Raw genomic sequence first — 13805 nt, forward strand, 5'->3', positions numbered from 1 at the left:
CGAGCCGCCGGGGCACATGATCGTCTGCGGTGACGACGTCCTCGCCCACCGGCTGGCCGGGGAGCTGCGCGAGGTCTACGGGGAGCGGGTGACCCTCGTCGTACCCTCCCCGAACGAGTCGCCGCGGGCACCCGCCCAGCGCGCCGGCCGGGCCATGGCCCTCTTCGGGCGGGTGTCCGCCCTCGGCCGGGTGTCGGCGGCGATGACCCGCGCGCCCGCTGCCGACCAGCGCGCCTCCGGAGCCGTGCGGCCGGTGCGCGTCATGGAGGCGCCCGAACTGCACGACGGTGTACTCGCCGATGCCGGGGTGCAACGGGCCGCCGCCCTCGCGCTCGTCCACGACGACGACGAGACCAATATCCGTACCGCGCTGATCGCCCGCCGGCTCAACCCCCGCCTGCGGCTGGTCATCCGGCTCTACAACCGCAAGCTCGGCCAGCACCTCGAGGAGCTGCTCGACCAGGCCGCGGCCGTCGCCGAACCCGGGCTCGACCCCGCCGCCCTGGACGCCTCCACGACCGTCCTGTCCGACGCGGACACCGCCGCGCCCGCGCTGGCCGCCACCGCCGTCGCGGGCACCAGCAAGGTGGTCCAGGCGGACGGGCTGCTGCTGCGCGCGGTCGAGCGCACCCCGCCGGGGCGCGGCGAGGTCGCCGATCCCGGTCTGTGCACCCTGGCCCTGCTGTCCGCCACCACCAACGACCCGGCGGGCAGCGAGGGTTCGGAGCGCAGCGGCGACCTGGGGCCCCAACTGCTGCCCGACGACCGGGCCGTGGCCGCCGCCACCGGGCGCGGAATCGTGGCCCTGGAGGCGATCACCTACGCCGGGCCGACCCTCGCGTCCAACCGGCTCGGCGCCACCGCCCTGCCCGTCGGCTCCCTCTTCTCCCGCCGACTGCGCTGGTCGCTCGCCGGCGTGGTCGCCGCGGTCACCGGAATCACCGTGGCGACCTGGCTCTCCACCGACGACCATCCCCTGCACGCCGCCTATCTGACGCTGCTGGACATCTTCGCGATAGGCGACCCGGCCGTCGACGCGTCCGTCGGCCGGCAGATCCTGCAGATACTCGCCGGCTTCACGGGCCTGCTTCTGCTGCCCGTCCTCATCGCCGGCCTCCTGGAGGCGATGGGCACCTTCCGCACCGCGACCTCCCTGCGCCGGCCCCCGCGCAGCCTCTCCGGGCATGTGGTGCTGCTCGGACTCGGCAAGGTCGGCACCAGGGTCCTCGCCCGGCTGCGCAGGCTGAACATCCCCGTCGTCTGCGTGGAGTCCGACCCGGAGGCGCGCGGCGTCGCGCTCGCCCGCCGGCTGCGGGTGCCGACCGTGATCGGCGACGTCACCGAGGAAGGCGTCCTGGAGGCCGCCCGGGTCCACCGCGCCCACGCTCTGCTCGCGCTGACCAGCGTCGACATCACCAACCTCGAGGCGGCGCTGTACGCCCGCTCCCTCAAGCCCGGCCTCCGGGTGGCGCTGCGGCTGTACGACGACGACTTCGCGACGGCCGTCTACCGGACGCTCAGGGCCGCCCACCCCGACGCGCTCACCCGCAGTCGCAGCGTGTCCCACCTCGCCGCGCCCGCGTTCGCCGGAGCCATGATGGGGCGCCAGATCCTCGGCGCGATCCCGGTGGAGCGCCGGGTCCTGCTGTTCGCCGTCGTCGACGTGGCGGGCCATCCTCTGCTCGAGGGCCGCACGGTAGGGGAGGCCTTCCGCCCCGGCGCCTGGCGGCTGATCGCCCTCGACACGGCGGCCCCCACCGACCGCCGCCCGGACCTGGCGACCGTCCGCCCCCGCGCCGACGGCCGCGGCGAGCTCGTCTGGGACCTGCACCCCGGCTACGTACTGCGCCCCGACGACCGGGTCGTGGTCGCCGCCACTCGCCGCGGTCTGGCGGAACTCCTCGGCCGCAGACCGCTCCAGCCGACTCCGACGGAGTAACGGTGCCTCCGCTTGCGTCCCTGCCCCCGCCCCCCGCCGTCGCACGCCACCCACGGCGCCCCGCCTCGGAGCCGGGTGGGCCCCGGCGGCCCTGAGGGGGCGGTGGTTGCCTTCCCTGGCTGCCCCTGCCACTGCCCCGCCGTCACCTGGCCGGGCGAGGCAGGGGGACCTGGGCGGGCGGGCCGGTCGACGCCGCCGGTGTCGCCGGGTGCGTGACAGAAGGCCGAAACAACTGCGGTCCGCCGGTGCCCCGTTGGCCGTAGGATCCGAACGGCGTCGCCAACGGGGGCGGGTCGCCGTCGGGTCGCAGTCAGGAGACGCGCAGTTGACCACCTCGCCGTTCCCGCCCCACCGCATGGACCCGGCGGGCGGCTGCCCGCACGCGGACAACGCCCGGCTCCTCGCCCAGGGCGCCGTGGCCCCGGTCGTGCTGCCCGGGGAGGTGCCGGGCATGGTCGTCCTCGGCCACGAGGCCCTGCGCGAGTTCCTCTCACACCCGGAAGTCGCCAAGGGAGCACGGCACTTCACCGCGTTGACGGAGGGGCGCATACCCGACGGCTGGCCGCTGAGGACCTTCGCCACCGTCAAGGGCATGACCACCGCCGACGACACGGACCACCGGCGGCTGCGGTCCCCGGTGAGCCGTGCCTTCACCGTCCGACGGGTCGAGGCGCTTCGTCCCCGCATCGAGACGGTGACCGCCGAACTCCTCGACGCGCTCGCCGGAGCCGCCGCCGGCGACGGCACCGCCGATCTGCGCCGCCACTTCGCCCTGCCGCTGCCGATGGGTGTCATCTGCGAACTGCTCGGCGTCGATGCCGCCCACCAGGACCGGCTGCACCACCTCTCCAGCCAGGTCGTCTCCACCGACACCGGACCGGAGCAGGCCGTGGCCGCCAACCGGGAACTCGTCGCGACCCTCGCCGCGGTGACCGCCGCCCGTGCCGGGGATCCGGGCGACGACCTCACCAGCGCCCTGATCGCGGCCCGGGACGACGACGGCGACCGGCTCAGCCGGCAGGAGCTGATCGGCACCCTGCTCCTGCTGATCGTCGCCGGGCACGAGACCACCCTTAACCTGATCACCAACGCCGTACGGGCGCTGTGCACCCACCGCGACCAACTCGACCATGTGAGGTCCGGCCGTGCCGGCTGGTCGGACGTGGTCGAGGAGACCCTGCGCTGGGACAGCCCGGTGAGCTACTTCCCCTTCCGCTATCCCACCCGGGACCTGACCCTCGCCGGCACGGTGATCCCCAAGGGGACGCCCGTCCTTGCCGGTTACTCGGCCGCGGGCCGCGACAAGGCGGCCCACGGCCCCGACGCCGACCGCTTCGACGTCACCCGCGCCCCGGTCGCCCCGCACCTCTCCCTGGGACACGGACCGCACTACTGCCTGGGCGCCCCGCTGGCCCGTATGGAGGCGACGATCGCCCTGGAGCGGCTCTTCACCCGCTTCCCGGATCTGGACCTCGCGGTCGCGGAAGCGGACCTGGTCCGGCACGCCGGTTTCGTGGGCAACAGCGTGCGCGAGCTCCCGGTGCGACTCCACTCGGCCCGAGAACACCCCTGACTCGCCCTGAAACCGGCCAGGAGGCACGTGAATTCAGCCGAACCGCTGGTGCCCCGTGCGCCGTTGGTGGAGGCTGAGCGCGTCACTCGTTCTGCCCTCGGCGCACCGGCAGGACACTTGCGGGGCGGGGTCGAACAAGCGAGGGCGTAGTCCGAATGAGGCGCGCGTTCTCGCCCGAAGGAGTGGCAGCCAGGGGGCTGCCGACACTCCCTGTCGTCCGCGCCGTTGGAGGCTCCGGGGGAAGTTACGGCGTGCGGCGGGTCCGCCTTCGAGGTGCTCATACCTCGGGCGCGAGGCCGGCCGCACGTGCGCGATCCGCCCGATTTGCCCGAGGTGCTGCACTATGGGAGTGGGCGGGGCGCACAGTGATGGCAGGTTCGCGCCTGTCATATATCACTCATACTCGAAAGGCACTCCATGGCTACCACTCTCGTCTCCGCGGCCGCCAGGCCAGAGACCGTGTCCCGTCGGCACTCCACTCCCCGAGTGCCGCTGGCGAACCGGATCGCCGTCCGGAGTGGAGGGGATCCGAGTGCCCCCCTGAGCCGCCTGTTGCCGATCGCCGCTGCTTCAGCCGCCCAAGTGGACCGAGCTTTCCAGTCGGCGCTCTGAATCACTGAGAGTTTCCCACCGTGGACCGGCCTCCTCCCTCTCTGTCCCAGTTCGTCGTCAAAGTGCACAGCCGCTGTGATCTGGCATGTGATCACTGCTATGTGTACGAACACGCGGACACGAGCTGGCGAGGCCGGCCCAAGGCCATCAGCCGGGCCATCCTGGCCCGTACCGCCGACCGCATCGCCGACCACGCCCGTACGCACGGCCTGGACCAGGTCCATGTCGTCCTGCACGGCGGCGAACCACTCCTCGCCGGCCCCGCGGGACTGCGGATGGCCGCCCTCGAACTCCAGCGGGCCCTGCGCCCAGTGAGCGCCCTGGACCTGCGCATCCACACGAATGGCGTCCTGCTCAGCGAACGATTTCTGGACCTCTTCGCCGAACTGGACATCAAGGTCAGCGTCTCCCTCGACGGCGATCAGGTGTCCAACGACCGGCACCGCCGCTACGCCGACGGCCGCAGCAGCTACCGCCAGGTCCTGCGGGCCGTTGAGCTGCTCCAGCGCCCCGCCCGCCGTCACCTCTTCGGCGGGCTGCTGTGCACCATCGACATCGAGAACGACCCGGTCGCCGTGTACGACGCGCTGGTCGCCCTCGACCCTCCCCGGATCGACTTCCTGCTGCCGCACGCCACCTGGGACGAGCCGCCACCGCGGCCGGACGGATCCGCGACCCCGTACGCCGACTGGCTCGATGTCGTCTACGCCCGCTGGGACGCCGCGGGACGCCCGGTTCCCATCCGCATGTTCGAATCCGTTCAGCGCACCCTGCGCGGCGAGAGCAGCCTCATCGAATCCCTCGGCATCACCCCGGCGGACCTCGTCGTGATCGAGACCGACGGCACCTTCGAGCAGGCCGACAGCCTCAAGACGGCCTACGACGGAGCCCCGGCCACCGGCATGGACGTCTTCACCCACTCCCTCGACGACGTCATCGACCACCCCGGCATGGCGGCCCGCCGCCAGAGCGTCGACGAACTCAGCGCCCAGTGCCGCGCCTGCCCCGTCGTGACCTCCTGCGGGGGCGGCCTCTACGCCCACCGCTACCGCTCCGACAGCGGCGGAAGCGGATTCGACAACCCCTCCGTCTTCTGTCCCGACCTCTTGGCCTTGATCACTCGGATCCAGGACCGTGAGGTGGCCGCCGCCCGGGCGGCGGACGTCTGGCCGTCGGCCACCGGAGAGGACCTCGCCGCCTTCGACGAACTCGCCTCGGGCCGGGGCTCCGAGGACACCGTCGTGGCCCTCGCCACCGCCCGGCTCGAGGCCGACCGGGACCTGCTCGCGGCCGCACAGCGGCTCAGCGGCCCCGCCGACCGCGTCGCCGCGGCCGCCTGGGAGCTGGTCATCGCCCTCGACGCCGACGCCCCCGACGCGCTGGACACCGTACTGGCGCACCCCTGGACCCGCCCCTGGGCCGCGAGGGTCCTCGCCGGAGAAGCGTCCCCCACCACCGGCCTCGCGGAGATCGCCGCGGCCGCCGCCCTGCGCGCCCGCCGGGCCGACACCGTGACCGTCCCGCTGCGCGGCCGGATGCTGAGGCTGCCCGGACTGGGATCCGTCGAGCTCGACGAACCCGGAGGCGAGGCCCAAGTCACGGCGGGAGCCAGGGACTTCACGGTACGCGCGGGCAGTCAGGTCCTGCGCTTCGGCCGGGACGAGGGCATCGACGGCTGCTCGCCGTTCTGGAGCCCCGTGCGCGTCGTCGAACTGCACGGCTGGGCGCCGTCGTTGGAGGACACGGACCCCCTCCGCTCACACGGTGGCCGGCCGGTGGCAGGGCGACTGACGGAGAGCGACACCAAGGTCTGGGCCGAGGACCTCACCGCCGCCTGGGACCTGATTTCCAGTCAATTACCCTTACATGCACCAGGCATGGCGGCCGGATTGCGCGCTCTGGTGCCCCTCCTTCCGCCGGACGGGCTCGACGCCCCGGACGGCGGTCTCGTGGGCAGGGCCTCCCGGGAGGCCGCCGGGGCCGTGGGTGTCGCGCTGCCGTCCTCCCCCGAGCTGCTGGCCCTGCTGCTGGTGCGCGAGTTCCAGCGGGTCAAGCTCGGCCTGATCCTCGACCGGTGCCGGCTGTACGAGGGCGGGACCGTGCGCCCCGGGGAGTACGGGCCCATCGCGGACGCATACACCGCGATGGCCGTCACCGATTTCTGGCGCGTCCGGAGTCGGACGGACCGCACGGGGGTCGCGGAGGCCGAGTTCGACGCCTGGCGCGCGCGCACCACCGAGGCGCTGGCGCAGCTCGCGAGGGATGGTGGCCTGTCCCCGCTCGGGGCGCGGTTCGTGGCCGGAATGCGCGACGCGGCCACGGCGTGACATCCGTAAACTGATCAACTCGTTGGTTTATTCGGTCCGTTCACGCTATTCCATCAGCGAATTGGCGTTTCCTACACTGAGCTTCCATCTGCATGGACGGGGGGAGTCGTTCGTGTCCGGAAGCGTGTCGTCGGGCAGTGGTGGGCCCAAACCGTACTTCTTTCTCAGCTACGCGCATACACCAAAGAACCATCCCAAGGACCGCGACCCCAACATCTGGGTGGAGCGCTTCTACCGTGACCTGTGTGATCACGTCCTACAGATGACCTCGCTCCCGGCCGGAGTGCCCGCCGGGTTCATGGACCAGGAGATGCAGCCCGGCGAGGGATGGCAGGAGCGGCTCTCCGAAGCCCTCGCCTACTGTCGTGTCTTCGTGCCGCTCTACTCGCCGCGCTATTTCCTCAGCGAGCAGTGCGGCCGCGAATGGTTCGCGTTCTCCAAACGCGCGGTGCACCACCAGTCGCGCAGCAACAGCACCTCGGTGAGTGAGATCGTCCCGGCCCTGTGGGTGCCCGTACCGCTCAAGCAGCTGCCCCAGCCTGCCGAAAGGCTCCAGTTCAACCACGCCAGCTTCGGCGACGACTACGCCGACGAGGGCTTCTACGGACTGATCAAACTGAGATATCTGCGCGAGCAGTACGAGCGGGCCGTCTACCTCCTCGCCAAGCGCATCGTGAGCATCGCCGAGGAGACCCGGATAGCCGACGGCGATCCGCACCAGGACTATCTGTCCGTGCCCAGTGCCTTCGGGCCGCCGGGGCCGGTACGGGAAATGGACGTCTCGGTCCTCGCCTGCTCCCGCTCGGACCTGCCGAGCGACCGGGGTCCGGACTGCTACGGCACACACGCCCGCGACTGGAACCCCTACCAGGGTGAGTCGTCCCGGCCGCTCGTGGAGCACGCCGCCGACCTCGTACGCAACCTCGACTACCGGGTCCGTGTGGGGGAGTTCGACGCCGACGCGGCCCGGATGCTGGCCCCGGGACCGCCGCGCGCCCCCGGACTGCTGCTGCTCGACCGCTGGTCGCTCGCCACCCCGCACGGCCAGGAGCTCGTACGGCGGCTGAGCGCGGAGGACCGGCCCTGGATCAGCGTGATGGTGCCCTGGAACCGGGACGACCCCGAGTCAGGTCCGCGCGAGCACGAGTTACGGGCGGCCGTCGACGAGGTGCTGGCCCCCCGCCGGGAGGAGAGTTCCGGCCACCGCTCGCCCAGTGGCGGCCTCCATACCTTGGAGGCCTTCAGCCAGGAGCTCCCGGTCGCGGTGAAGGCCGCCGACAAGCACTACGCGGCCCACGCCCGCACCTACCCGCCCGAAGGATCGGGCGGCCCCATTCCACGGGTACTGCCTACGGGCATCGGCTACGGTGCCGATGCGCCCGTACTTCCCGCTCATGGCACGGACCACCCGAAGAGCAACGGTGAGAAGGCGGAGGGCTCATGACATGACCGAGAACCGTGAAGGAACCGTCGTCACCTTCTACTCCTACAAGGGCGGCACCGGGCGCACCATGGCCCTGGCCAACACCGCCTGGATCCTGGCGGCGAACGGCTACCGGGTCCTCGCCGTGGACTGGGACCTGGAGGCCCCCGGTCTGCACCGCTTCTTCCACCCCTTTCTCGATCTCGCCGACCTGGAAGCCACCCCCGGCCTGATCAACCTGATCACGGAATACCAGGAAGAGGCCCGCCGGCCCGCCGACCGCGAGCCGGACTGGCATCGCGACTACGCCCGGGTGCGGCCGCACGCGACATCGCTCAACTGGGCGTTCCCGTACGGGGGAAGCCTCGACTTTCTTTCGGCCGGCCGACGCAATCGTGACTACTCGTCGACCGTCGGACGCATGGACTGGGACGACTTCTACGAGCGGTTCGGCGGCGGGCAGTTCTTCGACGCCATGCGCTCCGATATGCGACGCCACTACGACTACACACTCATCGACAGCCGCACCGGCCTCAGCGACATCGCCGACATCTGCACCGTACAGATGCCCCAAGTGCTGGTCGTCTGCTTCACGCTCAGCGATCAGAGCATCGACGGCGCGTCCGCCGTGGCCCGCGATATCGAAGAGCGATTCCATGACCGGAACATTCGCATTCTGCCCGTACCGATGCGCATCGACGACGGAGAGAAGGAGAAGGCGGACGCCGGCCGCGCCCTGGCCAGAAAGAGCTTCCCGGGGCTGCCGAGCGGCATGAGCGGCGAGGAACTGGCGCACTACTGGGGCTCCGTGGAGATTCCCTACCGGCCGTTCTACGCCTATGAGGAGATTCTCGCCACCTTCGGTGACGCCCCCAATGTGTCGAGCTCCCTGCTCACCGCCTGCGAGCGGCTCACCTCCGTCCTCACCGACGGCACGGTCAACGCCCTCCCACCGATCGACGAGGCGGAACGGCTGACCTATGTGGCGGCCTACACCCGGCGCCGCCCGGTCCCGCCGTCCAATGTCGTTCTGTCCTATGTCGCCGAGGACCAGATGTGGGCCGACTGGCTCGGATCGGTCCTCACCAGGGCCGGATTCCATGTCGTCCCCGTCGACGTGCACACCACACCGCTGGCCGGAATCGAGTCGGAGTTCGCGGCCGCCGGCGGCTACCGGGTCGTCTCCGTCGTCTCCCAGGGTTACCTCAACTCCCACCGCGCCAGGGCCCTGTGGGAGTCCGTGGTCAGCCTCGACCCGTCCGGCGGCCGGCGCCAGCTCGTGCCCGTCAGGGTCGGTGACGTCCGGCTCGGTCTGCCGCTGACCAGCCGGGGCGTCGTCGACCTGGTGCGGCTCGACGCCGAGGACGCGGCCGCCGCGCTGCTGACCGCGCTCGACCGGGAGGAGGCGGTCGGCACGACCCAGGTCGCGGCGGGGAGCCCCCGCTTCCCCGGAGCCGTACCGCAGGTCTGGAACGTCCGCCCACGGCACGCCTGGTTCACCGGGCGCACCTCCATGCTGGAGCGCCTGCGCGACCAGCTGCGCGGCGACACCCGTGCGGGCCAGCGCTTCCCCCAGGTGCTGTACGGGCTCGGGGGAGTGGGCAAGACCCAGGTGGCGCGCGAGTACGCCCACCGCTTCCGGGCCGACTACGACCTCGTCTGGTGGGTCGAGGCGGAACAGCCCGACCGGGTCGTGTCCTCCCTGGCCGAACTGGCCGTGGAACTGGGACTCGCCGGCGGCGGTAATGTCGCCGAGGCGGCCACGGCGGCACTGCAGGCCCTGCGCTCGGGAGAGCCGTACTCCCGCTGGCTGTTGATCTTCGACAATGTCGAGGACCTCGACCGGACCCTGGAGATGCTGCCCGACGAGACCGGGCCGATCTCCCACGGCCTCTACGGACACATCCTCGCCACCTGCCGCAACAAGCCCGTCTCCACCCGGGTCGAGGCCATCGAGGTGGATGTCTTCACCCGCGCCGAGAGCGTGGAGCACCTGTGCCGGCGGGTGAACAAGCTTCCGGCCCAGGACGCCGACCGGGTCGCCGAGGCCGTCGGAGACCTGCCGCTCGCCGTGGAGGTGGCCGCCGCCTGGCTGGCCGAGACCGCCACTCCCGTGGACGCATATGTCGAGCAGCTCAGGGAGCAGAGCACCAAGGTCCTCTCGCTGGGCAAGCCAGAGGACTACGCCCAGCAGATCGGAGCCACCTGGAACATCTCCATCGCCCGGCTCCGCAACGAGTCCAAGGCGGCCGTACGCCTCCTGGAACTGTGCGCGTTCTTCTCCGCCGAGCCGATCTCCATGAGCCTCATCGGCAGCGACTCGATGCTGGAGTCCTTACTTCCCTACGACCCCGATCTGCGCGAGCGGTACATGCTGGGCAAGGTCATCCAGGCCCTCAACCGGTTCGCGCTCGCCAAGGTCGACCCGGCCGACAGCAGCATCCAGGTCCACCGCCTCGTCCAGGCGGCCGTCCGCTCCGGGCTCACACCGGAGGAGCGGGACAAAGCGATGCACGAGGTGCACCGCATCCTCGCCGAGGCACGCCCCTCGGACAGCATCGACAAGGACAACCCGGTCAACGACCCCAAGAGCTGGCCCAGTTTCGAACTGATCTGGCCGCACCTCGGGCCCTCCGGAATCGTCGACTGCTCGGAGGAGAAGGGCCGCCAGCTCCTGGTCGACCGCGTCCGCTACCTCCTCAAGCGCGGCGAGCTGGAGAGCGCCCGCGTGATGGGCGCCCAGCTCAACGAGACCTGGACCCGGGAGCTGGGCGAGAACGACCTGCAGACCCTCAACCTGCGCTTCGAACTGGCCAACGCGCTGCGCTCGCAGGGCAAGTACCAGGAAGCCCGGGCCATGGACGAGGACACCCTCGCCCGGCAGACCCAGGTCCTGCACACCGACCACCCGGACGACGACCACCCGAGCATCCTCATCACCTCCGGCAGTCTCGCGGCGGACCTGCGCGGACTCGGCCGGTTCGACGAGGCACTCGCCCTGGACCAGCGGATCTACCAGGGCTTCCGGCAGATCTTCGGCGAGAACCACCCGAGGACCCTGATCGCCGCCAACAACCTCGCCATCGACTACCGCCTCACCGGCGACAGCGAGGAGGCACGCCGGCTCGACGACGAGACGGTGGACCGGCGCAGCGCACTGCTGGGCGACGACCATCCGTACACCCTCACCACCAAGGGGCACCTGGCCCGCGATCTGCGCGACTCGGGCGACTACCGGTCGTCGGTGCAGGTCCTGCGGGAGGTCACGGCCTCCTTCGAACGCGTGCTCAACGCGGACGTGCCCGAGGTGCTGAGGACCGCCAAAAGCCTGGCCGTATCCCTTCGGAAGGCCGGATTCCCGCACGAGGCGAAACGCATCACCGAGAACACCTACAGCCGCTACCGGGAGCGCTACGGCGTCAAAGTGCCCGACGCGCTCGCCTGCGGGCTCAACCTGGCCGCCGACTACTCGGCGGCGGGGGACAAGCAGGCGGCCCTCGATCTCGCCCTGACCATCCTCGACGGTTACCGCGAACAGCTGGGGGAGAGTCATCCCTTCACCCTGGCCTGCCGCAACAACCTGGTCATCTACCGGCGCGGCGTGGGAGCCGCGTCCGAAGCCGCGGAGGAGGGAGAGGCGGTACGGGCCGAACTGGAGGAGGCCCTCGGACGGCAGCACCCCTACACCCTCTGTGCCGCGATCAACCTCGCCAACGCCTATGGCGACATCGGCCGCGCCGACCTGGCCGAGCGCTGGGAACGCGCCGCTCTCGAGGGTCTCCTGGAACGGTACGGACCCGCCCACCCGGACGTCCTGGTCTGCCAGTCCAATCTGGCGGTGACACTGCGCTCGACCGGACGCGAGGAGGAGGCGCAGAAACTCCGCTCGAGGGCCCTGGAGCTTTCCGCGAAGCAGCTGGGCGCGGACCATCCGATCACGGAGGCATCCCGGGCATGGCGGCGCATCAACCGGGATCTGGAACCGCAGCCCGTGTGAGGTTCCGGCGGGCCGGGGACCGAGGGGCGGGAAGCGAAAGGGGCGGGAGTCCACCGGCCGGTGGACTCCCGCCCCTCACGTCATCGGCGGCCCTGTCCTCACCCGCATGTCCTCACCTGGATGTCCTCACCAGGACGCCCAGCTCAGGACCCGGGTCAGCACCCGCAGCGCCCCGAAGTGGGCCGCGCCGCGCTCCACCACCATCTCGGCGCGGGGAATCCGCTCGGCCAGCCACCGGGTGTGCTGGACCGGGGCGAACACGTCCTTCTCGCCGTGCCAGAGCAGGACCGGGCCGTCGATGTCCTCGGGCCGGAAACCCCAGTCCGTGCTGAAGGCCATCACGTCGTCGACCCAGCCGCCGGCCGAACTGCGCAGTCCCTCCGCGAAGTTCCGTACGAGCATCTCCCGGATGCCGGTGTCCGCGACGATCACCTGGTCGGACACGGGAAGGCCCGCGCGCATGTCCGCGAGCAGCGCGGCCGGGTCGGCCCGGATCGCCAGCGTCCTGAACTCCAGCGCCGCCGTGAGCTGGTGGTGCCCGGCCGCCGCGTTGACGTACTCGCGGACATTGGACTCGGTCATGCCCTCGAACCAGTCGAGCCCCTTCGCGTCCCGTGGCGCGAGCCCGACCAGCGCCGCCGCGCGGACGGTCCGGTCCGGCAGCAGGGCCGCGCAGGCGAGAGCGTGCGGAGCGCCACCCGACCGGCCCACCACGGCGAACTCGGTTAACCCCAACTCGTCCGCGATGGCTTCCACGTCGGCTGCGGCGTCCGCCACCCGGCGCCCCGGGAGGCGGTCGGAATCGCCATAGCCGGGGCGGTCGAAGGTGATCAGATGGACGCCGAGGCGATAGAGCACGCCACCGCGCGGGGCGGGTCCGAGTCTGCTGCCGGGCGTTCCGTGCAGCAGGAAGACGGGTCTGCCCTGCGGATCGCCGTAGTGCTCGACGGCAAGAGCCCGGCCATCCGCGGTGTGTATCAGCTGCCCCAACTGGTGCCTCCCCGCGCCTCCCCGTATGACGGACACGCGGCAAGTATGCGGGCCGGATCGGGCGCCGGAACATACGTACACAAGCCGAAATACCAGCCGTCAGGGCGGGCTACGCATGGGTTTTCGGTGTGCTCCGCAGCGCTGACACGAGGCGGAGCAGATGGGCCTCGTTCCCGCAGAGGCCGGCCGCGCGCAGCGCTTCGTCCGCCTCGGCCATGGGATTGCTCAGCACCACCCCGGCCATGGGTGCGAGGCCCGGATCGGAGAGAACGGCCTGTGCGGTCTCCATCAGACGGATGTAGGCCTGGGCCGCGGCGCGCTCACGGGCGGTAATGGTCGTCATGTCGGGCTCCCTCTCGACAGGTTGGCGCCTCCCACCCTCTCGCACGGGTCTGACAATCAGCCGTCACCGGCCCCGGCGAGGTGTGCGGCGAGCCGTTCGAGGAACACACGCTGCCCCGCGACGAGCAGCGGCGCGGCGGCCTCCGGAGGGAACCAGCCGACCCGGTCCACCTCCGGGAACTCCCGCAGTGTCCCGGAGCCGCGCGGCCACTCCATGGTGAAGGTGCCCGGCACCACCGCGGCGGGGTCGAGGTCACCCTCGACCGCCCAGACCGTGACGGCTTTGCCGCCGGCCTGCCGGACCTCCCCCAGCGGCACGGCCTCCCCGTCGGGCGGCAAAAGCCCCAGCTCCTCCTGGAACTCACGGCGCGCGGCCGCCTCGGGCGTCTCGTCGGCCGCGTACTCACCCTTCGGGATCGACCAGGCGGCCGCGTCGCGCGACGACCAGAAGGGCCCGCCCATATGGGCGATGAGCACCTCGAATCCACCGTCCGTCTCGCGGTACAGGAGCAGGCCCGCGCTTCGCTTGTACGGCATGTCGTCAAGTCTCGGCGAGCACGGACGGGCGCGCCACCGGCCGCCCGCCCTCCCACGGACGGACC

At 71.3% G+C, this 13805-nt stretch carries 8 protein-coding genes; 5 read left to right on the forward strand and 3 right to left on the reverse strand.

From position 1 onward, the window contains the following. Positions 1–16 precede the first annotated feature (16 nt). The 5 genes from ACZ5VC_RS11775 (at position 17) to fxsT (ending at position 11871) form a co-directional block, all read left to right on the forward strand. Positions 17–1939 (forward strand): NAD-binding protein, encoded by a 1923-nt coding sequence (locus ACZ5VC_RS11775; RefSeq protein ID WP_469120213.1) that lies wholly within the window; start codon positions 17–19, stop codon positions 1937–1939. A 355-nt stretch (positions 1940–2294) separates the two neighbouring features. Continuing rightward, on the forward strand, positions 2295–3512 hold the full coding sequence (locus tag ACZ5VC_RS11780) for a cytochrome P450 family protein (RefSeq protein ID WP_469120214.1): 1218 nt from the start codon (positions 2295–2297) through the stop codon (positions 3510–3512). A 632-nt stretch (positions 3513–4144) separates the two neighbouring features. Beyond that, positions 4145–6451: an FxsB family cyclophane-forming radical SAM/SPASM peptide maturase gene (locus ACZ5VC_RS11785; RefSeq protein ID WP_469119896.1), complete on the forward strand. Its 2307-nt coding sequence runs from the start codon at positions 4145–4147 to the stop codon at positions 6449–6451. 112 nt (positions 6452–6563) lie between these two features. Then, complete coding sequence (locus ACZ5VC_RS11790) at positions 6564–7895, forward strand: TIR-like protein FxsC (protein WP_469119897.1); 1332 nt, start codon at positions 6564–6566, stop codon at positions 7893–7895. Between the two features lies 1 nt (position 7896). After that, positions 7897–11871, forward strand: a complete 3975-nt coding sequence (gene fxsT, locus ACZ5VC_RS11795) for an FxSxx-COOH system tetratricopeptide repeat protein (protein ID WP_469119898.1) — start codon at positions 7897–7899, stop codon at positions 11869–11871. A 126-nt stretch (positions 11872–11997) separates the two neighbouring features. On the opposite strand, the gene ACZ5VC_RS11800 is transcribed toward fxsT, so the two are convergent. From ACZ5VC_RS11800 to ACZ5VC_RS11810, 3 genes are all read right to left on the reverse strand, one after another. Continuing rightward, a complete protein-coding gene (locus tag ACZ5VC_RS11800) occupies positions 11998–12861 on the reverse strand; it encodes an alpha/beta fold hydrolase (protein ID WP_469120215.1) in 864 nt (287 codons plus the stop codon). 109 nt (positions 12862–12970) lie between these two features. Continuing rightward, entirely contained in the window at positions 12971–13204 is a 234-nt protein-coding gene (locus ACZ5VC_RS11805; protein WP_469119899.1) for a hypothetical protein, read from the reverse strand. Between the two features lie 56 nt (positions 13205–13260). Continuing rightward, on the reverse strand, positions 13261–13740 hold the full coding sequence (locus tag ACZ5VC_RS11810; RefSeq protein WP_469119900.1) for an NUDIX hydrolase: 480 nt from the start codon (positions 13738–13740) through the stop codon (positions 13261–13263). Positions 13741–13805: the final 65 nt, after the last annotated feature.

Source organism: Streptomyces sp. NPDC033174, assembly GCF_055577795.1.